This is a genomic window from Embleya scabrispora DSM 41855, assembly GCF_000372745.1.
GTDB lineage: Bacteria > Actinomycetota > Actinomycetes > Streptomycetales > Streptomycetaceae > Embleya > Embleya scabrispora.
On the sequence record NZ_KB889691.1, the window covers coordinates 55,888 to 77,865 of the forward strand.

Annotated in this window: 24 protein-coding genes and 1 tRNA gene; 6 read left to right on the forward strand and 19 right to left on the reverse strand. The window is 71.5% G+C overall.

Features of this window, described 5'->3' with window-relative positions; all coding sequences use genetic code 11:
* Positions 1–529 precede the first annotated feature (529 nt).
* Complete coding sequence (locus A3IC_RS0135460) at positions 530–952, forward strand: DUF2267 domain-containing protein (protein ID WP_020554832.1); 423 nt, start codon at positions 530–532, stop codon at positions 950–952.
* Between the two features lie 756 nt (positions 953–1,708).
* On the opposite strand, the gene A3IC_RS0135470 is transcribed toward A3IC_RS0135460, so the two are convergent.
* The gene (locus A3IC_RS0135470) at positions 1,709–2,389 is read right to left on the reverse strand and encodes a class I SAM-dependent methyltransferase (protein WP_020554834.1); all 681 of its coding nucleotides are present in this window, start codon (positions 2,387–2,389) and stop codon (positions 1,709–1,711) included.
* 198 nt (positions 2,390–2,587) lie between these two features.
* Here A3IC_RS0135470 and A3IC_RS0135475 point away from each other — a divergent pair, with 198 nt between their 5' ends.
* Complete coding sequence (locus A3IC_RS0135475) at positions 2,588–3,454, forward strand: SAM-dependent methyltransferase (protein WP_020554835.1); 867 nt, start codon at positions 2,588–2,590, stop codon at positions 3,452–3,454.
* Positions 3,455–3,563: 109 nt separating this feature from the next.
* Here the strand turns inward: A3IC_RS0135475 and A3IC_RS0135480 are convergent, their stop codons facing one another.
* Entirely contained in the window at positions 3,564–5,009 is a 1,446-nt protein-coding gene (locus A3IC_RS0135480; protein ID WP_020554836.1) for an amidase, read from the reverse strand.
* Between the two features lie 312 nt (positions 5,010–5,321).
* Between A3IC_RS0135480 and A3IC_RS0135485 the strand changes: the two genes are divergently transcribed.
* Positions 5,322–6,443: an MBL fold metallo-hydrolase gene (locus tag A3IC_RS0135485; protein ID WP_020554837.1), complete on the forward strand. Its 1,122-nt coding sequence runs from the start codon at positions 5,322–5,324 to the stop codon at positions 6,441–6,443.
* Positions 6,444–6,499: 56 nt separating this feature from the next.
* Here the strand turns inward: A3IC_RS0135485 and A3IC_RS0135490 are convergent, their stop codons facing one another.
* From A3IC_RS0135490 to A3IC_RS72710, 3 genes are all read right to left on the reverse strand, one after another.
* Entirely contained in the window at positions 6,500–6,946 is a 447-nt protein-coding gene (locus A3IC_RS0135490) for a MarR family winged helix-turn-helix transcriptional regulator (RefSeq protein ID WP_020554838.1), read from the reverse strand.
* Positions 6,947–7,319: 373 nt separating this feature from the next.
* A complete protein-coding gene (locus A3IC_RS0135495) occupies positions 7,320–8,765 on the reverse strand; it encodes an MFS transporter (RefSeq protein ID WP_020554839.1) in 1,446 nt (481 codons plus the stop codon).
* Positions 8,762–8,890, reverse strand: coding sequence for a hypothetical protein (locus A3IC_RS72710; RefSeq protein ID WP_020554840.1), 129 nt, complete (start codon positions 8,888–8,890; stop codon positions 8,762–8,764). Before A3IC_RS72710 ends, A3IC_RS0135495 begins: the two co-directional genes overlap by 4 nt.
* Before the next feature lie 77 nt (positions 8,891–8,967).
* Between A3IC_RS72710 and A3IC_RS0135505 the strand changes: the two genes are divergently transcribed.
* Entirely contained in the window at positions 8,968–9,552 is a 585-nt protein-coding gene (locus tag A3IC_RS0135505) for a helix-turn-helix domain-containing protein (RefSeq protein WP_020554841.1), read from the forward strand.
* Between the two features lie 38 nt (positions 9,553–9,590).
* Here the strand turns inward: A3IC_RS0135505 and A3IC_RS69080 are convergent.
* The 6 genes from A3IC_RS69080 to A3IC_RS0135530 all read right to left on the reverse strand — a co-directional run bounded on the left by A3IC_RS69080 (position 9,591) and on the right by A3IC_RS0135530 (position 13,129).
* A tRNA-OTHER gene (locus tag A3IC_RS69080) sits at positions 9,591–9,709 on the reverse strand.
* A 160-nt stretch (positions 9,710–9,869) separates the two neighbouring features.
* Entirely contained in the window at positions 9,870–10,349 is a 480-nt protein-coding gene (locus A3IC_RS0135510; RefSeq protein ID WP_020554842.1) for a carboxymuconolactone decarboxylase family protein, read from the reverse strand.
* Positions 10,350–10,351: 2 nt separating this feature from the next.
* Positions 10,352–11,425 (reverse strand): NAD(P)H-dependent amine dehydrogenase family protein, encoded by a 1,074-nt coding sequence (locus A3IC_RS0135515; RefSeq protein WP_020554843.1) that lies wholly within the window; start codon positions 11,423–11,425, stop codon positions 10,352–10,354.
* 172 nt (positions 11,426–11,597) lie between these two features.
* On the reverse strand, positions 11,598–12,029 hold the full coding sequence (locus tag A3IC_RS0135520; RefSeq protein ID WP_020554844.1) for a GNAT family N-acetyltransferase: 432 nt from the start codon (positions 12,027–12,029) through the stop codon (positions 11,598–11,600).
* A 55-nt stretch (positions 12,030–12,084) separates the two neighbouring features.
* Positions 12,085–12,543 carry a hypothetical protein gene (locus A3IC_RS0135525; protein ID WP_020554845.1) on the reverse strand — a complete coding sequence of 153 codons (459 nt, stop codon included), beginning with the start codon at positions 12,541–12,543 and terminating at the stop codon, positions 12,085–12,087.
* 73 nt (positions 12,544–12,616) lie between these two features.
* On the reverse strand, positions 12,617–13,129 hold the full coding sequence (locus tag A3IC_RS0135530) for a methylated-DNA--[protein]-cysteine S-methyltransferase (RefSeq protein WP_020554846.1): 513 nt from the start codon (positions 13,127–13,129) through the stop codon (positions 12,617–12,619).
* A 187-nt stretch (positions 13,130–13,316) separates the two neighbouring features.
* Here A3IC_RS0135530 and A3IC_RS0135540 point away from each other — a divergent pair, with 187 nt between their 5' ends.
* Complete coding sequence (locus tag A3IC_RS0135540) at positions 13,317–14,303, forward strand: alpha/beta fold hydrolase (protein ID WP_020554848.1); 987 nt, start codon at positions 13,317–13,319, stop codon at positions 14,301–14,303.
* A 314-nt stretch (positions 14,304–14,617) separates the two neighbouring features.
* Positions 14,618–15,481 carry a universal stress protein gene (locus tag A3IC_RS0135545; protein ID WP_020554849.1) on the forward strand — a complete coding sequence of 288 codons (864 nt, stop codon included), beginning with the start codon at positions 14,618–14,620 and terminating at the stop codon, positions 15,479–15,481.
* Between the two features lie 78 nt (positions 15,482–15,559).
* Here A3IC_RS0135545 and A3IC_RS0135550 read toward each other — a convergent pair whose 3' ends face one another.
* The 8 genes from A3IC_RS0135550 to A3IC_RS0135585 all read right to left on the reverse strand — a co-directional run bounded on the left by A3IC_RS0135550 (position 15,560) and on the right by A3IC_RS0135585 (position 21,673).
* Complete coding sequence (locus A3IC_RS0135550; protein WP_020554850.1) at positions 15,560–15,979, reverse strand: CBS domain-containing protein; 420 nt, start codon at positions 15,977–15,979, stop codon at positions 15,560–15,562.
* 237 nt (positions 15,980–16,216) lie between these two features.
* Positions 16,217–16,810, reverse strand: a complete 594-nt coding sequence (locus A3IC_RS70300) for a Fur family transcriptional regulator (protein WP_020554851.1) — start codon at positions 16,808–16,810, stop codon at positions 16,217–16,219.
* A gap of 17 nt (positions 16,811–16,827) precedes the next feature.
* Positions 16,828–17,685: a metal ABC transporter permease gene (locus A3IC_RS0135560; RefSeq protein ID WP_020554852.1), complete on the reverse strand. Its 858-nt coding sequence runs from the start codon at positions 17,683–17,685 to the stop codon at positions 16,828–16,830.
* Complete coding sequence (locus tag A3IC_RS0135565) at positions 17,685–18,611, reverse strand: metal ABC transporter permease (protein WP_020554853.1); 927 nt, start codon at positions 18,609–18,611, stop codon at positions 17,685–17,687. The genes A3IC_RS0135560 and A3IC_RS0135565 overlap by 1 nt, the downstream gene beginning before the upstream one ends.
* Positions 18,612–18,619: 8 nt before the next feature.
* Complete coding sequence (locus tag A3IC_RS0135570; protein ID WP_020554854.1) at positions 18,620–19,393, reverse strand: metal ABC transporter ATP-binding protein; 774 nt, start codon at positions 19,391–19,393, stop codon at positions 18,620–18,622.
* Between the two features lie 3 nt (positions 19,394–19,396).
* Positions 19,397–20,437: a metal ABC transporter substrate-binding protein gene (locus tag A3IC_RS0135575; protein ID WP_020554855.1), complete on the reverse strand. Its 1,041-nt coding sequence runs from the start codon at positions 20,435–20,437 to the stop codon at positions 19,397–19,399.
* A gap of 403 nt (positions 20,438–20,840) precedes the next feature.
* The gene (locus A3IC_RS69085; protein WP_020554857.1) at positions 20,841–21,116 is read right to left on the reverse strand and encodes a hypothetical protein; all 276 of its coding nucleotides are present in this window, start codon (positions 21,114–21,116) and stop codon (positions 20,841–20,843) included.
* 98 nt (positions 21,117–21,214) lie between these two features.
* Positions 21,215–21,673 (reverse strand): hypothetical protein, encoded by a 459-nt coding sequence (locus tag A3IC_RS0135585; RefSeq protein WP_020554858.1) that lies wholly within the window; start codon positions 21,671–21,673, stop codon positions 21,215–21,217.
* Positions 21,674–21,978: the final 305 nt, after the last annotated feature.

Consider the following 21,978-nt stretch of genomic DNA (forward strand, 5'->3'; position numbering starts at 1 on the left):
AACCCATACGGCCACATCACCCAAGGCGCCTCCACCCACCGACGAAGCCACCACTTCGAGAATGCGCGGCACCGGCCGGCCTGTGCCGACGGCCGGGCGCCGGCCGGCGAGGCCGCTCCCGAGACGCGTCGAGGTCCCGCGCAAGGTGGTCGAGCGCAACCTTTTTCGCGCCACGGCCTCTCGAGCCACCGCGACACCTTCGGCGTGGGCGTCTTCCGGTCGGGCCTGCCCCACCCGAGCCTCGGCTTGTCAAGTCTCCTACGGAGAGTTATAAGGTTGGGAGCACCTCTTGCGCACGGGCCCGCTCCGTGGCCCCGGAAAAATGGCGCGCGGCTCGAAGAAAACGCGCGGCAGCGGAGCGCGACGGGCCTTTGCCGGCGCAAAGGTCGATGCGGCCGGCCACACCGGCGTTCCGAGGCTGCCCGTCCCGGTCGTCGAACCGGTACGCCGCCCGCCCTCCGATCGAGGCCGTCCCGCCCGAGCCCGCCCCGATCGCCTTCAACGCAAGACGGAAGAAGGGCCGATACAGATGCCGATGCGATGGGAATCCTTCCTCGCGGCAGTCCAGGAGCGGGGCGAATACTCCTCCCCCGAGGAGGCGGAACGAGCCGTCAGGGTCGTCCTGGCCCTCCTGGGCGCACACCTGGTCGGAGGCGAAAGCGCCGAACTGGCCGCCCGGCTCCCCGACACCTGCGCCCTCGTGCTGCTCAACCCGCTCCCCGCGCACGAACCGCTCAGCGCCGACCGATTCGTCCGTGCCACCGGCGCGTGGATCGAGGGAGCCACCGACGAGACCGCGAAATGGGACGTCGGGGCGGTACTCAGCGTCGTGGCCGACGCCACCGACGAAAACCTGATGAACCGCCTGCTCCTACAACTGCCACCGGGCTACGACCTCCTTTTCGGCCGCCCAACGACGTTGACCCGCCGAGAGCGGAGAACGGCGACGTAACCGAAAGACGACCCCGGCCGCCGCCGCCTTCGCCCCGACCCGCCTGCTCCCGGCGATCACCGGACGGATCACGGACGGGCAATGGCGAGCCGCCGTCACCGCCGACCTCGCCGCCGGCCGCGGGTCGACGGCACGCGCGAGTGCCGCCGTGGCCGCTTGGTCCGACATCCGGCCGACCGTCGACCGGGGCGTCGTCGCCCTGCTCCACCGGGTTCGCGCGGTCGCCGCCGTGGCCCCGGTCTCCACCGCGACCACCAGACTGGAGTGGGATCTCGCCCGACAGGGTCCGGCCGACCTCGCCGACTCGATCGTGAACACCGCGCGCATCGGCGTCGCCGAACCGGATGCTCGGGTTTATCGCATCGCCGCTGCGAGCGTCGGCGCCGCACCGCACCGCTGCCGTTCGTGGACGACACGGAGGCCAACGTCACGGCAGCTCGCGAGGTCGGGATGGCCGCCGTGCACTACCGACGCCTCGAAGACCTCCGTAGGGCACTCGCCCCGCTCCTGCGGCCGTCGGAAGACGAACGCACCACCCCGCCCGGCCGCCCACTCCGACAGGACGCCATCGAATCGCCCTGATCCCGGCGTGACGCCCACGCGTCGCTCCCGCCGAGACATCCGAGCACACCACGACGAGTCACCACCCGTCGGTCCCCGCAGGCCACGCACGCACCCGAGTTCCACCGGCAGCAGCCGAGCCGCCGCTACCAAGCCCCTCGGCCCCGAACCCCGAGGTCGGCCCGACCCCCGTATTCACTCCGGGAGTTCCACCCCGTCCGCCGATCCCGGCTTGTGCGCCAAGAAGACGGCATTGCGCCGCTTCACCCCGTCGCCGGGCTCGCATTCCAACCGCGCGGTGACGACGAGTCCGGCCTGCCCCAGCAGGTCGACGATCCGATCGGCCGGTGGGAAGTAGGACTCGTAGGAGACCGGGTGGCCCCCGTAAGCGCTGGTCGGACGCACATGCTCGTCGTCCCCGACATAGTCGCCCAGCATGAGCCAACCACCGGGCGCAAGCACGCGACGGAACTCGGCGAATACCACCGGCAACCACTCCGGCGGTGTGTGGTGGACGACGAAGTAGCTGAGAATGCCGCCGAGTTCATCGTCCGCCGACTCCAGCGCGGTCATCGATCCCACGGCAAACCGCAGGTCTGGATAAGCCCTTCGGGCCGACTCGATCATCTTCGGCGACAGATCGACGCCGAAGGCGGCCGACCCCAACGAGGCCAGGTACGCGGTCACCCGGCCCGGCCCGCAGCCCAGATCCGCGACCGGCCCAAGGTCCGCCACCCGCACGAGTTCGGCGAACGCACCGAACATCGAGCGCGACAACGGATCCAGCTCCGCCGGAGACTTCACGAGCCGGGCATAGTCGGCGCAAACGGTGTCGTACGACCGCCGAACCGCAGCCAGGTAGGACGGCTCGACCATCCGAACAACCCCCTCGATCAACGCGACATCACAGCCCGTAACCCTAACCATCGACACCGACGGACCCCGGGCTCCCCCGGACACCTCCCGGACCTTCGGACACCGTCGAACGCCGATTCGCCGCGCGGTGGCCCGAACAGCCGCCGGCCGCAGTAGTCTCGGCGGGTCCGTGGAAGTGCTTGTCCGAAGGGTGAGCCTGTGACATCGATATCGAACAGCGACGAGGACGCCTGGCGGTTGCCGCGTCTGGACGAGGTCGCGTCGGAATCCGCAGCCGTCCGGATCGATACGAGCATCCCGCACACCGCACGGATCTACGACTATCTGCTGGGCGGCAAAAGCAACTTCGCCGTGGACCGCGCGGCGGCCGAACACATCCTGGCCGCGATCCCGGACCTGCCCACCACCCTCCGGCTCAACCGGCTCTTCCTGCAGCGCAGCGTGCGATACGCCGCACGGCGCGGCATCCGCCAGTTCCTGGACATCGGGACCGGCATCCCCACCGGCGGGAACACCCATGAGGCGGCCCACCAGGTCGCGCCGGACGCACGGGTGGCGTATGTGGACAACGACCCCATCGTGCTCGTCCACGGTCGGGCCTTGATGACCGACGACGGCCCGGGGCGGACCACCTTCACCCAGGCCGACCTGCGCGACCCGAAGGCGATCCTGACCGCGCCCGAGGTACTGGAGGTGATCGACTTCACCGAGCCGGTCGCGGTGATGCTGGTCGCCATCCTGCACTTCATCAAGGACGAGGAGAACCCGGCCGAGATCGTCGCGACGCTGCGCGACGCCCTCGCGCCGGGCAGCATGCTCATCCTGTCGCACGCCTCCTCGGACGCCGACCCCGCCCGCGGCCAGGCTGGAGCGGCCGGCTGGAAGAACGCCTCCGCCGAGATGACGATGCGCGGCTACGATCGTGTCCTGGCCTTCTTCGACGGCTTCGAACTGGTCGAACCACCCGGCATCCGCCCGCACTGGAACCCGGACAACGAGCCCGAGGACGCCCTGGATTCCGTCGAGAACGTGTGGGGTTACGGCGGCGTCGGCACCCTGCGCTGAGTCGGCCGAACGCAGCCGAAGGCCGCTCGGCACCGCCGATCCGGGCCCGTCGACCACACGCGGATCGACGGGCCCGAAGGCCCGCCGCCCCGAACGTCGGCCGCTGCGCTCAGCCCCCGGCGACCCCGGTCGGCCACGGCGCCAACCCCGGCCACGGCGCGGCCTCCTCCAACTGCGCCGCCACTCGCAGTAGTTCCGCCTCGGCCCCCAGTCGGCCGGTGAGCTGGATCGCCACCGGCAGGCCCGCCTCGTCGAAGCCCGCCGGCACGCTCGCCGCCGGCAGCCCGGAGACGTTGAACACCGACGTGAACCAGGTCATCTTCGCGGCGTGCGCGTACATGCTCGCCGGGTCGCTCGTGTCCAGGACCCCGAGTTCGGGTACCGCGACACCCAACGTCGGGCTCAGCCAGATGTCGTGCGTATCGAAGAACGGCGCCACCTGACGGCCGATCCGCACCACGGTCTGCAGCGCTCGAACCAGATCCTGACCACGCATCGCGGCCGTGTGCTCGTGGATGACCCGGGTGAACGGTTCGAGGTCGTCCTCTCGCAACTCGCGGCCGAGCTCGGCGAGTCGGTCCTCGATCTGGGCGTGCGTGGCCGCCGCCATCACCTGGGCGAGAGCCCGGCCGGTCGCCGGACCGTCCCATCTCGGCGCACCCTCCTCCACCCGGTGGCCGAGCTCTGCGAGCAGTGCCGCCGTGCGCTCGACCGCCCGAACGGCCGCCGGGTGGGCGGCTGTTCCGTCCACACTCGCGGTCGCGAAGCCGATCCGCAGCCGACCCGGCGCGGTGTCCAGCGCGGCCAGGAAGGAACCGGCGGCCGGCGTCGGCAACGAGGCGTACGGATCTCCGGGAAGCGGACCGGCGACGACATCGAGCAGCGCGGCGGAGTCGCGGACCGTACGGGTGACCGCGTGTGCGATCGCCAACGGGTAGGCCAGCGCGGACAGGCCGTGGTCGTCCGGGACGCGTCCGCGCGAGGGCTTGAGCCCGAACAGCCCGCAGCAGGCCGCCGGTATGCGAATCGAGCCGCCGCCGTCGTTGGCGTGCGCGGCGGGCAACATCCCGCCCGCGACGGCCGCCGCCGAACCGCCGGAGGAACCGCCCGTCGAATGGGTGGTCCGCCACGGGTTGTGCGACGGGCCGTGCAGGAGCGGCTCGGTACTGGCATTCTTCCCGAATTCGGGAGTATTGGTCTTGCCGACGATCACCAGCCCGGCGCGGCGATAGCGGACGGCCAGTGCTCCGTCCTGCTCGGCGACCGCGTCGGCGAACAGCCGTGAGCCATGTGTGGTCACCATGCCCGCGACATCGCAGCCGAGATCCTTGACCGCGAACGGCACGCCCCGCAGCGGCCCGTCGGGCAACGTCCCCTCGGCCTCGGCACGAGCCGCCTCGAACCGTGTGGACACGAACGCGCGCAGCGCGGGGTCGCGCTCCTCGATTCGCTCGATCACCGCGTCGAGAATCTCGATCGGCTTGACCGCGCCCTGCCGCACCAGATCGGCCAGTCCCACCGCGTCGTTGTCGTCCAGCAGTTCACCGGTGCCCATGGCCGTGCCTCGTTTCGCTCGACTCGATCGTCGAATGCATGATGCAGTCAAGCAATAGAGATGACAAGAACATCCCCGCCCCGAGCCTTCGCCCACCCCGACCACCATCGGCGGCCCAGGCACCCGAGCACCCCGACCACCGGCACGACAACCCGCCGCCGGGCCGCAACAGCGGCAGCGTCAACTGCTCGCGCTGCCGCGGCCCCCGACCCACCGACACGGCTCCCGCCGCGACGAAAATCGCGATTCGGGGAACGTGTCACCCCCGTTGTCTGTTGAAGAGCCGAGGACGACACAAGGAGAGTGGGACCGATGGCGGGAAACGTAGCGGCTCGGCGACTGGTCGCGGGCGGACTGGCGCTGGCCGCCGCCGGATGGGCCCTGCGGGACGTCCCGGCGGAGTTCGGCGGTCGAGCCGAAGGCGAACGACTCGCCCGCTTTCGGCGATCGCCGCAGTTCCACGAGGGCGCGTTCCGCAACTCGGTCCCCGCCGACCTGGTAGCCGCGGGAAACGCGCCACAGCTCATCGGCCAGATGCTCCGCAACCGCAGCGAGCGGCGACCCGCCGCGCCGGTGCCACTGGTCACCGCTCCGACCACACCGCCGGCCCAGGATGGGCTGAGCGCCGTCTGGTACGGCCACGCGACCACCCTGGTCGAGATCGAGGGCCGCCGGGTGCTCTTCGACCCGGTGTGGAGCGAGCGGGTCTCCCCCTCCCAACTCGTCGGCCCGCGGCGGCTGCACCCGCTCCCGATCCCGTCGGCCGCGCTGCCGACCCTGGACGCGGTGGTCATCTCGCACGATCACTACGACCACCTCGACCGGGCGACGGTGCGCACCCTCACCGCGACCCAAACCGCGCCGTTCCTGGTACCCCTCGGCATCGGCGCCCACCTGGAGCGCTGGAACGTGCCCGCCTCCCGCATCATCGAACTCGACTGGGAGGAGGACGCCGTCGTCGCCGGCCTGCGCTTCACCGCCACCGCGGCCCGTCACTTCTCCGGACGCACCCTGCGCCGCAACGACACGCTCTGGGGCTCCTGGGTCGTCGCCGGCACCCGGCACCGGGTCTTCTACGCCGGCGATTCGGGATACTTCGACGGCTATGCCCGTATCGGCGCGGCGCACGGCCCCTTCGACCTGACCCTGATGCCGATCGGCGCGTACAGCCCGAGCTGGCCCGACATCCACATGAACCCGGAAGAAGCGATCACCGCCCACCTCGACCTCGGCGGCAAGGTGCTGCTGCCGGTGCACTGGGCGACCTTCAACCTGGCCCCGCACCCGTGGGCCGAACCGGTCGACCGCCTGTGGCACGAGGCCAAGGCCAGGGACGTACAACTCGCCATCCCCCGCCCCGGCGACCGCATCGACACCGCCGCTGAAGCGTCCCAGCCGAACCCCTGGTGGAGTTTGCTCACCAACACCCCCTGACTCCGGGCGCTTCCGCTTCGTCCGACGGCGCGTCAGCCGGCGCGTGCGAGGGCCCGTCAGACGGAGCGGAAGATTCGGGTCGGATCGGAGCCCGGAGCGTCGGCCACGATCCGGGTCAGCGTCTCGCGGGTGATCGCGACGGGCTGCGCGCCGGCCCGTGCGGTCAGCCGGTGCTCGAAATCGGCGTGGAACGCGCGGACCACGTCGAGCATCTCCCGGCCACGCGGAGCCAGGTACAGGCGTTTGGCCCGCCCGTCGGCGGGGTCGGGACGTCGCTCGACGCACCCGGCCGCCACCATCTCGTCGACGATCTTCGCCGCGCCCTGCGCGGTGATACCGAGCCGCTCGCCGAGTTGGGTCGCGGTGACGGACTCGCCGTCCAGGGTGCGCAGCACGTACCCATACGACGCGCCCACGATCGGGAATCCGCGCGCCGCGAGATGTGCGTGCAGTTCCTGGACGAACGCCTCGTACGCGCGACCGAGCAACAATCCGAAGTCCACTCTTGGCGCCTTTCCCGGAGATGGATTCAACTCTGATCCATCACCTCGGTTGAACACTTACCTTGAGTACCGAGATTGAAAACCATAGTTGAACAGTGACCGTATCGGCCGTCATCCTGCCGGCGGCGTGCGACGACACCGATTCCTCGAAGAAGCAATCCTCGACGCCACCGTCGCCGTCTCCGAAAGCGACCTGGGCAGCCACACCCTCCAGTACCTCGACAACGCGTGGTACATCGTCGACTGGAACACGCCCCATAGCCCACCCCCGAAACCGGCCCGCGCCCGAATCAACGCACCCCGCGACCACGCGCGGCGGGCACGGGATCGCACGTCCGAGCCGGCGAAGCAACCGAACCGGGCCCGGCGACAATCACCCCCGCGCCCCGCGCCGCACCAGCACCCGCCCGCGCAGCGCGATGGCGAGCGCCGCAACGATCAGCACCGCCGCGACCGCGAAGGTGACCCGCATCCCGGTGGCGACGGCCCCGGCGCGCGCCGTGGTGACGTCGTTCGCGGCCGACGCGAGCGCGAACACCGCGCCCATGACCGAGGTACCGGTGATCAGCCCGAGATTGCGCGACAGGTTGAGCATTCCGGACACGACACCGCGTCGGTCCGGCCGGACGTCGGCCATCACGGCGGTGTTGTTGGCCGTCTGGAACACCGCATAGCCGGCGGTGACGACCACGATCGGGGCGAGATAGCCGACGACGCCGAAGGACGCCGGGGTCACCGACAGCACGAACGCGCCGACGGCCATCGCGCCGAGCCCGACCACGGTCATCCGAGGCGCGCCGAATCGGTCCGCGACGCGACCGGCGGGCACCCCGGTCAGCGCCGCGACGACCGGACCGACCGACAGGACGAGCCCGACCAGGGCTTCCTTCAGCCCGAGCGTGCGCGCGAGATAGAACGGCCCGACCACCAGCGTGGCCATCATCACCGTCGAGACCAGCGCGCTCATGGCCAGACTCGCGCTCAGCACCGGATCCCGGAACATCGTCAGCCGGACGAGAGGTGCGCCGGCTCTCGCCTCGGCACGGACGAACAGTGCGACACCGATGGCGGCGGCCGCCGACAATGCCGCGTTGAGCCATCCGAAGTCGCCGCGCCCGATCGTCATGGCGAGCGCGTATGCCGCGAGCGTCAGCGCGAGGAGCAGGGTGCCCACGTGGTCGAAGCCCGCCCGCACGGTCCCGGCCTCGCGTCGGTCGACGGGCAGGTGGCGGTACGCCAGGACCAGTGTCACGACACCCAGCGGTGCGTTGACGAGGAAGATCGCCCGCCAGCCGGGTCCGGCGATCAACGCGCCGCCCAGGGACGGACCGAGCGCGGTGCCGATCGCGGACATCGTGCCGAGCAGGCCCATGGCGCTGCCGGTCCGGGCCTTGGGCACCGTCTCGCCCACGAACGCCATGGTCAGTGCCATCATCACGGCCGCGCCGAGGCCCTGCGCCGCCCGCGCGGCGACCAGCAGCCACAGCGAGGGCGCCAGGCCGCACAGGACCGAGGCCACGGTGAACAGCAGGATTCCGGTCAGGAGCAACCGGCGTCGACCGATGATGTCGCCGAGCCGCCCGACACTGACGATCACGGTGGTGATCGCGAGGAGGTAGGCCAGGACGATCCACTGGACCGCCTGGAAGGAGGCGTCGAACGTGGTGGCCAGGGTCGGCAGGGCAACGTTGGCAACACTGGTGCCGAGCGAGGACAGCAGCATCGACAACGACAGCCCGGCCAGCACCCACCGCACCGCGGGTGTGTGCTCCGTGCCGCCGGTTGCCGCCTCGTCCGGTTCCGTGCTGATCGTTTTCACATGAACTCCGTTTCCCGGTGGCTGCCGAAGCCCGGCGATCCGGTGACCCGGCCGGGTTCGTCGTATGCGGCCCGCCCGTTCGCGCCGGGTCCGCGTCCGCGTCCGGCCGCACTGTGCGGGCTCATGCCGGGAAGGGTGTCCCCACCACGCACCGTCGGCAACGCTTGTTGCCAATTCCGGGACGGCGGGATGGAATGCCCCCATGGACAACACACCGGCCTACCAAACGGTCCTGGACGAGGTCGCCCCGCGGCTCAGGCGCCTGCGCGCCCGACGCGGCCTCACCCTGGCCGCGCTCTCCGAGGCGACCGGCATCTCCAAGAGCACCCTGTCCCGGCTGGAGTCCGGACAGCGCCGGCCCAGTCTGGAACTGCTGCTGCCGCTGGCCGGCGTCTACCACGTGCCGCTGGACGAGTTGGTCGGCGCTCCCGAGGTGGGCGACCCCCGGGTGCGGCTGACTCCCCGCCCGCTGCCGAGCGGCGGCACGTCGGTGTCCCTGACCCGCACCCCCGGGCCCCTCCAGGCGTTCAAGATGATCATCGCCGACCGGGGCACCGAGCCGAACCTGCGTACCCACGAGGGCTACGAGTGGCTGTACGTGCTGAACGGCCGGCTGCGCCTGGTGCTCGCCGACCACGATCTGATCCTCGGCCCGGGCGAGGCCGCCGAGTGGGACACCCGGCTGCCGCACTGGTTCGGCAGCGCGGACGGACGCCCGGTGGAGATCCTCAGCCTCTTCGGCAGACAGGGCGAGCGCATGCACGTCCGGGCCAAACCCAACACCTGACGCCCGAGGACGGATCGGCGGCGCGGGCCGGGCGGTTGAGGTGCCGACGGGATTCGAACCCGCGGACGGGGGCGGGCAGGCCCGCCGTACCCCCCTCAGTCGACGTGGCGGGAACCTCCACCACGTCGATCGCAATGGGCCGCTCTGCCACGGCACCTCAACCTGCGGAACTGCGCAATCCCGCTATGGCGAGGGTAGATTCCGCAGCACGCGGGGACTACTCGATTTCGCCGCGGCGAACCGTCGCACGCCGCACGGGCGCGGGGCGCACCGGATCGGGGCCGCCCGGGAGGAATCCCGCGCGGCCCCGACGGCACTCAGTGACTCGGCAGCACGCACACCGAGTCGAGGCCGAGCACGTGGTTGAGCCGGCCGAAGGCCAGCCATGACCCGATCGCCATGCTCAGCTCGACGATCTCGGCCTGGGTGTAGTGCGCGGTCATCCGGGCCCAGAACTCGTCGTCCAGGTTGTGGTGGTCCACCGCGTACCGCTCGGCGTATTCGGCGGCCAGCCGGGTGCGGTCGTCGAAGACCTCGGTGGTACGCCACTCGGTGACCGCGACGTCGAACCCGTCCTCGACCTTCTCCCCGTCCCGTTCGGTGCGCCAGTCCAGGCAGAAGATGCACCCGTTGATCTGTGCGATCCGAAGTCGCGCGGCCTCGAACTCGCGCAGTCCCAGGTTCGAGGCGTCGTAGACCTTCATCGAGAAGGTCGAGGCCGCGATCCCGATCTCCGGCACCATCTCCGCCCACACATAGGCGATCGGGTCCTTGTCCTCGGGAATGTCGATGTGCATGGTTACTTCCTTCCGAGCTTGCCGACTGCGGGACGGAGCGGAATGTCGAGCGCGTCGTAGAGCCCGGGTTCGGCGGCGACCAGCCAGTCGATGGCGCCGACGAGTCGGCCGACCGCGGTGGCGTTGCCCCCCGCGGACCGGTTCGCGCCCTCGTCGGTGGCCTCGACCGTGACCTCGATGCGCGGGCGTCCCTCGATGATCACCCGATGCGCCCCGTCGCCGTTGGGCGGCACGGGCCAGTCCGGCGCGCAGGAGGGATGGATGCGGGTCACGTGCTCGATGACGATCCGGGGTTCGCCGCCGACGATGCCCTGCACCTCGAACCGCACCGCGCCCTGGGTGCCGGCCTCGAACTCGCCCATCGTCGTGGTGCGCACCGTGCTCTCCAGCGGGCGGCGGTCCATCGTCTCCCGGATCTCGTCCAGTTCGACGCCCAACGCCCGTGCCATCAACCGGATTTGGCCGCCCCACACCATGGTCGGCATCTCCGGCCACAACATCGGCGCGCCGTAGTCCATCGGCTGCCCCATGCCGACCAGGTTGCGGACCGAGTCCTCCTGGTCATAGGTGGAGTAGTCGAAGATCTCCTGGCAGCGGATCGCGTCCACGGTCGTGCCCAGCCCACTGATCAGCAGCGGCAGCACGTCGTTGCCCCAGCCGGGGTCCACGCCGGAGACGAACAGCGAGCCGCCGCCGGCCTCGATGGCGGCAAGTACCGGCTCGCGCAACTCCGTCGGGGCGTTGCGCTGGTCGTAGAGCGCGTACAGGGCGGGGGTGACCACCACGGCGCCGGCCCGGATCGCCCGGACGATGTCGGCGAGCGCCTCGTCGGGACGGATGTCGCCGGATGCCGCGTACACCACCGCACCGGGCCCGGCGGCCAGCACCGCGTCGATGTCGTTCTCGGCCGTGACCCCCAACTCATGGTCCAGCCCGGCAAGTTCGCCCGCATCGCGGCCGACCTTGTCGGGATTGTGCACCAACACCGCCGCGAGCTTCAGTGCCGGATGCGCCTCGACGGCGCGGATGGCCGCACGGCCGACGTTCCCGGTACCCCAGACAACCGTGGAAATCATGCGCTGGAGGTTAGCGAGGGCCCTCGACGGTTCATAGGCCCACGAGCGGAAAAGATGACCGGTTGGCCGAACCCGCGTCCGAGGCGGCGCGCCGAGACCCCGCCGGCCGGGACGGGGCTCGGCTTGCGCTCGCGAGCCGAGCGCAGGACCCGGCGCGCTTTCTCGGCCCGCCTCACTGTTCGCCCAGGACCATCCAGGTGTCGGTGGCGGCGACCGGTTCGAAGCCCACCCGCGCGTAGACCGCGTGCGCGTCCGCCGTGGCCAGCATCAGACGACGCAGACCGGCGGGGGCGAAGTGGTCCCGGATGTGCGCGGCCAGCGCGGTGCCCAGCCCCTTGCCGCGGACGGCGGGAGCGATGTAGACGTCACAGAGCCAGCCGAACGTGGCCCCGTCGGTGACCACGCGGGCATATCCGACCTGGGCCCCGGAGGCCGTGTCGTACACCCCGAAGTTGAGTGACCCGGCGATCGCCGCGTCCAGCTTCTCCCGCGGCCGACCCAGCGCCCAATAGGCGTCGAGGGACAACCAGCGGTGTATCAGCGCGACATCGAGCCGGGTCGGATCGGTCGAGATCTCGTAACCGTCCGGAAGGTGAAGGTCCATCCCCGGATCCAACCAGCCCACTCCCGCAACCGACCACCCGTTATCCGCGCGCCGCTCAACGCGCGGGCACCAGGGCCGCCGCGCGGGCCCGCAGGGCGCGGAAGCCGTCGCGTCCGGGGCCGACCAGGCGCAGCCGGAGCAGGTGCCCTCGGCCGGGTCCGGGGGTGTCGCGCCGCAGGGTGCCGGTGACGCAGTCGAAGGTGGCCGCGTCGGTGTGCCGTACGAAGAAGGCGGGGCCGGCGATCCCCGCGAGCAATTCGATCGCGTCGGCCAACAGGCGGGGGCTGCGGGGTCGGGCGTGCTCGACGTCGACGGCGTAGACGCCGTCCGGGAGTACGGTGGCGCCGCGCAGGCTCCAGGGCGAGCCGGGGAGGTCGCAGGCGACCCGCAGCCTGGGCAGCAGGTCGGCCGCGGGGTCCGAGGCCGCCCAGCCCTGCCGGGTCGTCTGCTCGGCAAGTTCGTGCAGTGCGTCCCCGGGCGCCTCTTCACCCGACACGCCGAAGAAATCGTCCATGGTAGTCACTGTAAGTCGAAGAGCCGTAACCGGCTTCCCCGCCCGACCGAATGCGCGCCGCCGGAGCCGGGGCTCAGAACAGTCGAGCGGACCGGGTGCTCTCGGATTCCTCCAGTTCGAGCAGTCGCCGCTTGCGCGCGAGCCCGCCGGCGAAGCCGGTCAGCTTCCCGTCGCTGCCGACGACACGATGACAGGCCACGATGATCGAGATCGGGTTGTGCCCGACCGCCTGCCCCACCGACTGGGCCAGCGCCTTGTTCCCCAACCGCTCGGCGAGCGCGCCGTAGGTGGTGGTCTCGCCGAACGGAATCTCCCGGAGCATCGCCCAGACCCGCTCCTGGAACGGATCGCCGTGCGTGGCCGTGGGCAGGTCGAACGAGGTCCGGTCGCCGTCGAGGTATTCGGCCAACTGGGTCGCCGCCGCCGCGAGTAGCGGGTCCCCACGATGGTCGACCCGCCGACCGAGGCTCTCCTCGGGAGGCATGTACCAGTGCTGCGGGAAGTAGAGACCCACGATGGCATCCTGCGACGCCACCACGATGAGTCCCCCGAGCGAGGTGTCGACGATCGCGTGCCGTGTGTTCATGGTGCCGATCTCCCCTGTCGTGGTGTACGTCCCCATCCTTCATCCTCTCCGTCCGGTGGACGCGCGGGGTCCGCAGAAGGTCGGATCCGACTTCGCCCCGGTGTGATTTGCCGAAGCGGCACGGAAGTTTGTGGCCGCCGACGGATCGCCACATGATCGTGGTCCGTACCGAGACCTGGGAGTTCACATGACCCGACCGGCCCGAACCGCGGACCTCACCCATCGCCTGGTTCCCTCCCCGGCCGGCCGCATCCACCTGGTGGAGCAGGGCGCCGGTCCACTGGTCCTGCTCGTGCACGGGTTCCCCGATTCGTGGTACGGCTGGCGCAGGCAGCTGGCCGACCTGGCGGCGGCCGGCCATCGTGCGGTCGCCATCGACGTCCGGGGTTACGGCCGCTCGTCCAAGCCGCAGGACATCGCCGCGTACCGGATGTCGGAGTTGATCGAGGACAACGTCGCCGTCGTCGAGGCACTGGGCGAGCGCTCGGCGGTGATCGTCGGACACGACTGGGGCTCGACCATCGCCGCCCAGTCCGCTTTGGTCCGGCCGGATGTCTTTCGCGCGGTCGGGCTGCTGAGCGTGCCGTACACCCCGCCCGGCGGACCGAAGCCCAGTGATGTGTTCGCGGCGATGGGCGGCGAAGAGGAGTTCTATGTCCGGTACTTCCAGGAACCCGGCCGCGCCGAGGCGGAGATCGAGCCGGACGTACGGGGTTGGCTGGCCGGCTTCTACGCGGCGCTCTCCGCCGACACCATGCCCGCCGCCGACGCGCCCGATCCGCACTTCGTCGGCCGCGGCGGCAGGCTCCGCGACCGATTCCCCGCAGGTCGCCTGCCCGGGTGGCTCGATGAGGACGATCTCGACGTCTACGCCGGTGAGTTCGAGCGGACCGGAATGAGCGGGGCACTCAACCGCTACCGGAACATGGACCGGGACTGGGCGGATCTGGCCGCGTACGCAGGCGCGCCGATCACCCAGCCCTCGCTGTTCCTCGGCGGCGCTCTGGACGCCTCCACCATGTGGCTGTCCGACGCGATCGACGCTTTCCCCACCACACTGCCCGGCCTGGTCTCCTCCCATGTCCTCGCGGGTTGCGGCCACTGGCTCCACCACGAGCGTCCCACCGAGGTCGACCGGCTCCTGATCGACTGGTTGGCCGCCCTGCCACGCTGAGAACTCCGGCCCGTTCGAATGAGGTTGCCGCCCAAGAGATCCGCCGGAGGACCTGGGCTCGGACGATGAAGGAGGTGCGGTGTACGCAGTGTGGCGTGGGGGCTGGAGCAGGGCTTCGTCGAGGACTCCGGGTCGGGCTCGCGGGGCTGCGCACGCCGGCTCAGAGGAGCCCCGGCCGGGGTCCGGCACCGGCCGACCGGGAGGCACCCCGGCCCGCGTCCCGGGTGGCGAGGTTCCGCGGTCCTCGTCGCCGCGATCGTGGTGGGGCGCAGCGGGTATGAGCCTGGTGGATCCCCCCGTCGAGGTGAGTGCCGATGTCGTCCACATACAGCGAAGTCGATCTCGGGGTCCTGGTCGGTCACGACGGCTCGCCCGCCGCCGACCGCGCGCTGGATTGGGCGGCGCAGGACGCCGTCGCCCGGCGCGTAACCCTGTACGTGGTCACCGCCGTGCCCGTCGGCGGGCTCGGCCACCGGCATCGGGTCGAACTGCGCGAGCGGGCGCACGCGCTGATCGACGCGGCCTGCGCACGCGTGCGCGCGCGCTTCGCCGACTCGGTCGTGGAGGGGTCGGTTCGGGAGGGCGACCCCGCCGAGTCACTGCTGGAGGCGAGCGCCCGCGCCGACACCATGGTGATGGGCAGTCGCGGTCACGGCGGTTTCACCGGCTTGCTGCTGGGATCGGTGTCGCTGCGGGTGTGCGCGCACTCGTCGTGCCCGGTCGTCGTGGTACACGCCGACGCGGCCGAGGACGCGAGCGGCGTGGTGGTGGGCATCGCCGGTCCCGAGGACGGGCCGGCGGCCGAGTTCGCGGCGGACCGGGCGCGGCGGCTGGGCGGACTGCGCGCCGTGCACTCGTGGGCGCTCCCGGTGACCGGCCTGGCTCCCAGCCTGATGTTGCCGTCGATGTTCGATGTCGACGCGATCGCTGCGGAGCGTGGCCGGATGCTGGACCAGGTGCTCGGTGCGATCCGGCTCCGTAACCCCGAACTACCGGTGGACACCGTGGTGATGAACGGGATGGCCGGGCGCGACCTGGTCTGCGCGTCCACCGACAGCGCCCTCGTGGTCGTCTCGGGCCACCGCCGGCGCGGCCCCCTGCCGATGCGAATGGGCCCGACCACCCACGCCGTCCTGCACCACGCGCGCTGCCCGGTGGCCGTGGTCCCGGCGCAGTGACCGCGACTCACGGCGACCCGGCGACCGGACCCACGTGCCCGCGGGACAGGGCCCGGCTCGCCGCGACGCGTGGTGGGGCTAACGCGCTGCGTAGACGTTCTCGGCGAAGGCGGCGATCTGCTCCTCCGACAGGTGTCGCGCCACGTCCGCCTCGCTGATCATGCCGACCAGGCGCTTGCGCGCGATCACCGGCAGTCGACGGATCTGGTGCACCTGCATCTCGCTCAGTACCTCGGCGATGTCGGCTTCCGCGTCGATCCAGCGCGGCGTGCCCTCGCACAGTTCGCCGGCCGTGACCTGGGCGGGATCGCGGCCGATGGCAACGCACTTCGTGACGATGTCGCGGTCGGTGATGATTCCGCACAGCCTCTCGTTCGCATCGCTGACCGGGAGCGAACCCACGTCGAGTTGCAGCATCAACTCCGCGGCCCGATCCAGCGTCTCGGTCTGCGGAATCCACCGCGCACCCTCGTGCATGATGTCCTTGGCCATGGTCATGGTGGTACCTCTCGACATGCCTGCCGACGGCAGCACACCGACCGCAGGGCTCGGGACCGCGCCGCGGGCGTAGCGACGCGGTCCTTCCATCCTCTCCGTCCCACCCCCTGTCGGCCACCCGGGTGAACGGCCGCCTCCACCCGCCCCACACGGCGCCGACCCAGGACCGACAGCAGCCAGCCAAGGCGCCGAACGAGGCACCCGGCACGCAGGTCGGTTCGCGGTAGGTGGTGTGGGTCAGTGGCAGCGTCGGCATCTGCCGGTGAGTTCGATGGTGTGTCGGACCTCGGTGAAGCCGTGTTCGGCGCCGGCGGTGGCGGTCCATCGTTCGACGACCGCCGAGTGCACCTCGACCGCGGTGCCGCACAGCCGGCAGATCAGCAGGTGGTGGTGGTCCGGTCGCCGTCGGCGCCGGTACTGGCGCTCCCCGTCGGCGGTGTAGCGGCTGTCCGCGCGACCGTCCGCGGCGAGCGCGGCGAGGCTGCGGTAGGTGGTGCTGAGGCTGACCGGGCGATCCAGGCTCGGGTCCCGGCCCCGGTCGTGATCCGGGTTCGGATCCCGGTCTCCGTCCCGGCCACGCTCTCGGTCCACGTCTCGGCCCCGGTCCGGATCTCGGTCCCGGTCATGCTCTCGATCCGCGTCTCGATCCGCGTCTCGGTCCGGATCTCGGTCCCGGTCCCGGTCTCGCATCCGGACGAACAACTCCTGGGCGCTGACGAACCCGCCGTGTGCGGCCAGGGCTCGGGCCACGGTGTCGCGGTGTGTGGTGTCCCGGCGCGGGGCCGGTGGTGGGGTGGAGGGGTCGCGGGTGGGGTCTGTCGCCGACGGCATCGGTCCTCCGGGCACATTCAGCCGGCCGCCGGGACCGACGCACCGGCGGTGGGTCGGCGCCGGACCAGGCGACCGAGCAGGCCGTGTCGCGGCGACAGGAGCAGGGAGAGCACGAAGCCGGCGGCGGCCACCAGCGCGATGGTCGCCCCGGCGGCGACGTCGTAGTGCCGGGAGATCTCCAGTCCGGCCGACGCGCTGCCGATGCCCAGCGCGCCGGCCAGCGCGGTGGTGCGGGCGAGCGAGTCGGTCCACAGCCGGGCCGCGGCGGCCGGCGCCACCAGCAGCGCGAGCGTGAGCATGATGCCCACCGCCGGGGTCAGCACCACGATCACGGCCTGGACGATCAGCAGGAGCAGCAGGTCCAGCGCGGTCACCGGATGCCCGGCGGCTCGCATGCCCTCGTGGTCGAAGGCGGCGAAGGTGAGTTCCTTGGCGCACAGGCCGAGGACGAGCAGGATCACCACCCCGGTGCCGGCCGTGACCACGAGGTCGCGGGTGTCGATGGTGACGATGGACCCGACCAGGAAGGCGGAGAGCTTGCGGTCTCCGGCCGGACCTGCGGCGACCAGCGCGGCGCCCAAGGCGAAGCCGGCGGCCAGGATCACCCCGGTCGCACCGGACGCGGTCCGGCCCGGGCGTCGGGTCAGGCCGACGATGGCCAGTGACAACAACACGCCCACCGAGGCACCGCCGAGGTAGATGTCCAGGCCCAGGATCGAGGCGAGCACGACGCCGGGGAAGGTGGCGTGGGTCATCGCCATGGCATGGAAGGCAAGCTTGCGCAACACCACTTGCACTCCGACGACGCCGGCGAGCAGGCCGACCATGACGGCCTCGGCATAGGAGCGGTGGGTGTACGTGTCGAACCAGGTCATCAGGGGCTCCCGGTCGGCCGGGGAAGCACCGGCGGGGCGGGGATCCGCACGGCCGCCGCGTGGGCGGACGCGCGCAGGCCGCGCCGGCGGGTGACGCCGGTCGCGCCCAGGGCGAGCAGGTATGCCGCGACCAGGGTGAGCACGACGGTCGGCCCGGTGGGCAGTGCCAGGTCGTGGTCGACGGAGGCGGTGTAGCTGATGGTCAGGCCGAGGTATCCGCACAGCACGGCCGAGCCGACGCCGATCGCGATGATCGGGCCGATCCGGCCGCCCAGGGTGCGGCCGATGGTGGCCGGGACCACCAGCAGCGCCAGCACCAGCGCGGTGCCGATGGTGCGGACCGCGGCGACCACGGTCAGCGCGATCACCAGGTTCAGCGCCAGGTCCAGCGCGCCGACCCGGTGGCCGGCGGCTCGCGCGGCTTCGACGTCGAAGCTGCGCAGGAACAGTTCCCGCCCCGACGCGGCGAGCACGGCCAGGCAGAGCACGGCGACCACCGCGGTCTCGATGATCTGTGTGCGTGAGGTGTAGAGGATCTGCCCGAACAGGAAGGTCTGGAGGTCGGCGGTGTACGAGTGGCTGCGCGAGACCACGACCACGCCGATCGAGAACATCGCGGTCAGCACGATCGCCAGCGCCGCGTCGTCGCTGGTGCGCCGGTTGCGGGTGAGCAGGGTCAGCGCGCCGGCGGTGATGCCGGCCGCGATCAGCGCGCCCTCGAAGACGCCGTCCGCGCCCTGGAGGGCGAAGCCGATCGCCACGCCCGGAAATACCGTGTGGGTGAGCGCGTCGGCGACGAACTCCAGGCGGCGCAGCGCGACGAACGCGCCGACGGTGCCGCACAGGACGCCCAGGATGGTCAATTCGATCAGGGCCCGGGTCAGGTAGGGGACCCGAAAGGGTTCCATGAGCAGGGTGGTGTCCACGGTCGGCCTCAGCCCGGGGTGACGACGAGTCGGCCGGCGTCGAGTTCGAGGACCTGCCCGCCATAGCAGGCGCACAGCAGTTCCGGGGTGAGCGCGGACTCGGTGTCCGCGAAGGCGAATTGCCGGCGATTGACCAGGCAGGTCTGCTCGCACAGGCGTTGGGCCACGGCGAGGTCGTGGGTGCTGACCAGGACCGCGGTGCCGGCGTCCTTGGCGCGCACCAGCGCTTCGATCAGGGCCTCCTGGCTCACCGCGTCGACGCCGTTGAACGGCTCGTCCAGGACCAGGATCGGCGGTTGCGCGGACAGCGCGCGGGCCAGCAGTACACGCTGGCGTTGGCCGCCGGACAGGGCGCCGAAACGTGCGTTCGCCCGATCCGCGAGGCCGACCCGGGCCAGTGCCTCGTCGGCGGCGGCCCGGTCCCGACGGCCGGGACGCCGCAGTCGGCCGATCAGGCGGTAGCGGCCCATCAGCACCACCTGCCGTGCGGTGACCGGGAATTCCGGGTCCAGGTTGGCCGCCTGCGGTACGTAGCCGACGAACTCGCGGGCCGCGGCCGGGCGGCGGCCCGCCACGGTGACCGCTCCGGCGACTACCGGAACCAGTCCCAGGACGGCCTTGATCAGCGTGGACTTGCCGCCGCCGTTGGGGCCGACCAGGGCCACCGCCTGCCCGGCCGGGACGCGGCCGTCGACCAGGGTCAGGGCCGGGGTGCGGTCGTAGGCCATGGTCGCCTCGGTGAAGCGGACCGGATCCGGCGCGGTCTCGATGCGGTCGGTCATCGCTCAGCCCCGCAGCGCGGCGACGATGGTGTCGGTGTTGTGCGCCTCGGAGCCGAGGTAACCGGCACCCTCGGAGCCGGGGGCGCCGAGCGAGTCGGCGTACAGCGCGTCGTCGCCGTCGACGACCTTGACGCCCGCTTCCCGGGCTATGGTCGAGGCGGTCTTGGGCGGCAGCGCGCTTTCGGCGAACACGGCCTTGGCACCGGTGGCCTTGATCTTGGCCACGACGTCCTCGATCCGGCTGCCGGAGAGTTCGGCCTGATCGTCGAAGCTCGGGATGATCGAGCCGACGAATTCCAGCCGGTAGCGGTCGACGTAGTAGCCCAGCGCGTCGTGGTTGGTGACCAGTTTGCGGTTCGCCGCCGGGATGGTGTCCAGCTTGGCCCGGTTGTCGGCGTCGAGCGCGTCGAGCTTGGCGCCGTAGCCGGCGAGGTTGTTCTCGTAGATCCTCGCGTTGGCCCCGTCGGCGGTGCTCAACGCCTTGGCGATATTGCTCACCATCACCTTCGCGTTGAGCGGGTTGTGCCAGATGTGCGGGTCGTACGCCCCGTGATCGTGCTCCTCGTGCTCGCCGTGCTCCTCGTGCTCGCCCTTGCGCAGCTGCACCCCGACGGAGGTGTCCACCACCGGACCCTTGAACCCCGCGGCCTGCACCGCCTTGGGCAACCACGCCTTCTCCATGTCGACGCCGTTCTCCACGACCAGCTTGGCCGCGCGGATCGCGTTCAGGTCCGCCGGCGTCGCCTCGTACTCGTGGGCGCTCGCGTTGGACTTGATCAACTGGGTCACCTCGACCCGGTCGCCGCCGATGTTGCGCACGAAGTCGGCGACCTGCGTCGTGGTCGCCACCACCTTGATCCGGGGCCCCGAACCGGCGCCCGGCGAACCGCCGCCCGCCACGGGCGCGGCGGACCCGATCAGGTTCTTGTCCTTGGTGCCCTTGGTGTCGTTGGTGTCCTTGCCGTCGGAACCGCACGCGGTCACGGTCGCGGCGGTCAGGGCGGTGGCGGCGACGGCAAAGACCGCGCGGCTGGATATGCGCATGAGAACTCTCTCCAGGCAGGGGTGTATCGACGCATCGATCGGCGGACGCGCATCGATCGTTCGATAATGAAAACCATAATCATCTGACCAAACGCTGTCCAGGCCGGAGTCCGGCCCCGGCGCGGCCCGGGCATCGGCTCCGACGCAAGGCGGATCCGCGATCGGACCGGATCGGGCGTGGGCCGTGGGCGGGTTCGGGTCGGGCGCTCACATCGAGAAATCCCTCGAACAGGTCGGCCGTCGCGCGCCGATGGGACGGGTCGAACGCGAGTTCGTCATCGGCGAGCGGGGCGGCCCGGGAGCCGTGGCGCCGACAGCCGGAGACGCCGGCGCCCCCCGGCGCGGGTGGGCCGGGGGGCACCGATGTGGAGTGGCCGCGTGGACCGCGTGGATCGTGCGCGCGCTATGACCTCGGCGCCGCGGACGGAGGTTGCGGGCCGGTCTGCCGATCGGTACCCGAGGAGTCGGCCGCGGTCGGATCGGCGTCGGGGGTGCTCGCGTCGGCGGCAATCGTGCCCGAACCGGCAACGGACATTGGGGCGTCCGAGGTCGCGGCGGGGCCGGTGGTCGCGGCGGCAGCAGGCGCTGGGGTCTCCGCGGCGGCACCGGCGGTCGCGGCGGCGCGGGCGGCTTCGGCGCGCACGAGGGCGCTCATGAGCAGATAGGCGTCAAGGGGCATGGCGGGATCTCCCGGGTTCGCGGGGCTGAGGAATCGAACGCGGACACGCCGGTCCGGCCACGCGCCGGGTGCGGCGGCGGCTCGGCGGCGGCGATCGCTCAGCAGCGCAGGACGACGGTCCGCGAAGGGATCGATCCGGGAATGCTCGCGGCCGTACGGGCGCGGATCTCGCCGACCTCGGCCTGGTCGGCGAGCCGGGACCCGACGGTGTCCACGAGGGCGGAAGCCGATGCGGTGGTGGAGTGGTGCCGCGGCCGGGCGGTAGTCGGCGCGCAGGCGGGGCCGACGGCGGGCCCGTGCCGGCCACCGGTTTCGCCGGCGGGCGTGGCGCTGCGCACCGAGTGATCGCCGGGCCGCCCGTCGCCGGGCACGTCGTCGGTGCCGAACGGGGCGGCGCGGCCGACCGCGCCGACCGCGCAGCGATCCGGATCCGGCGCGGCGCGGTGCGCGGCTCCGGGTACGTGGGTCGCGTGCAACAGGGCCATCAAGGCGATCAGCACGATCACCCGGCACACGCCGTGCCGGGCGGGAGCACCATCGGCCGCGACCTGCCCCATCCTGACCTCCCTCGGTACCGCTCTCCGAGAGAACCTCCGATTTCCGCCGTCGGCACGGCAACGAGGCCGAACCAACCGAGATTTCACCCGATCCGGCGAATGCACACCACCGGCGGCCCGGCACACCGCCGCCGTCGGGAGCCACGACCACACGACGCTCACGCTCCGCGCGCCTCGTCCACGTGGCCCGGCCGCGCCTGATCGCGGTGAGCGGGTCGGCGACACGCGGCTCCACCGGGCGGCCTCCGGGGAGGCGTCGGTCGACGGTTCGCGTCGACCGACGGTCGATCGGCCGCATGGACCAT

Bases quoted from the DNA above. Each gene is read 5' to 3' on its own strand.
- A3IC_RS0135520 (WP_020554844.1), bottom strand. From the start codon at position 12,029: ATGGACCTTCACCTTCCGGACGGTTACGAGATCTCGACCGATCCGACC.
- A3IC_RS0135560 (WP_020554852.1), bottom strand. From the start codon at position 17,685: ATGACCTGGTTCGACACGTACACCCACCGCTCCTATGCCGAGGCCGTC.
- A3IC_RS72710 (WP_020554840.1), bottom strand. From the start codon at position 8,890: ATGAGCCCGCACAGTGCGGCCGGACGCGGACGCGGACCCGGCGCGAAC.
- A3IC_RS69085 (WP_020554857.1), bottom strand. From the start codon at position 21,116: ATGCCCCTTGACGCCTATCTGCTCATGAGCGCCCTCGTGCGCGCCGAA.
- A3IC_RS0135460 (WP_020554832.1), top strand. From the start codon at position 530: ATGCCGATGCGATGGGAATCCTTCCTCGCGGCAGTCCAGGAGCGGGGC.
- A3IC_RS0135485 (WP_020554837.1), top strand. From the start codon at position 5,322: ATGGCGGGAAACGTAGCGGCTCGGCGACTGGTCGCGGGCGGACTGGCG.
- A3IC_RS0135515 (WP_020554843.1), bottom strand. From the start codon at position 11,425: ATGATTTCCACGGTTGTCTGGGGTACCGGGAACGTCGGCCGTGCGGCC.
- A3IC_RS0135545 (WP_020554849.1), top strand. From the start codon at position 14,618: ATGTCGTCCACATACAGCGAAGTCGATCTCGGGGTCCTGGTCGGTCAC.
- A3IC_RS0135505 (WP_020554841.1), top strand. From the start codon at position 8,968: ATGGACAACACACCGGCCTACCAAACGGTCCTGGACGAGGTCGCCCCG.
- A3IC_RS0135570 (WP_020554854.1), bottom strand. From the start codon at position 19,393: ATGACCGACCGCATCGAGACCGCGCCGGATCCGGTCCGCTTCACCGAG.
- A3IC_RS0135550 (WP_020554850.1), bottom strand. From the start codon at position 15,979: ATGACCATGGCCAAGGACATCATGCACGAGGGTGCGCGGTGGATTCCG.
- A3IC_RS0135525 (WP_020554845.1), bottom strand. From the start codon at position 12,543: ATGGACGATTTCTTCGGCGTGTCGGGTGAAGAGGCGCCCGGGGACGCA.
- A3IC_RS0135480 (WP_020554836.1), bottom strand. From the start codon at position 5,009: ATGGGCACCGGTGAACTGCTGGACGACAACGACGCGGTGGGACTGGCC.
- A3IC_RS0135530 (WP_020554846.1), bottom strand. From the start codon at position 13,129: ATGAACACACGGCACGCGATCGTCGACACCTCGCTCGGGGGACTCATC.
- A3IC_RS0135510 (WP_020554842.1), bottom strand. From the start codon at position 10,349: ATGCACATCGACATTCCCGAGGACAAGGACCCGATCGCCTATGTGTGG.
- A3IC_RS0135540 (WP_020554848.1), top strand. From the start codon at position 13,317: ATGACCCGACCGGCCCGAACCGCGGACCTCACCCATCGCCTGGTTCCC.
- A3IC_RS70300 (WP_020554851.1), bottom strand. From the start codon at position 16,810: ATGCCGTCGGCGACAGACCCCACCCGCGACCCCTCCACCCCACCACCG.
- A3IC_RS0135585 (WP_020554858.1), bottom strand. From the start codon at position 21,673: ATGGGGCAGGTCGCGGCCGATGGTGCTCCCGCCCGGCACGGCGTGTGC.
- A3IC_RS0135575 (WP_020554855.1), bottom strand. From the start codon at position 20,437: ATGCGCATATCCAGCCGCGCGGTCTTTGCCGTCGCCGCCACCGCCCTG.
- A3IC_RS0135470 (WP_020554834.1), bottom strand. From the start codon at position 2,389: ATGGTCGAGCCGTCCTACCTGGCTGCGGTTCGGCGGTCGTACGACACC.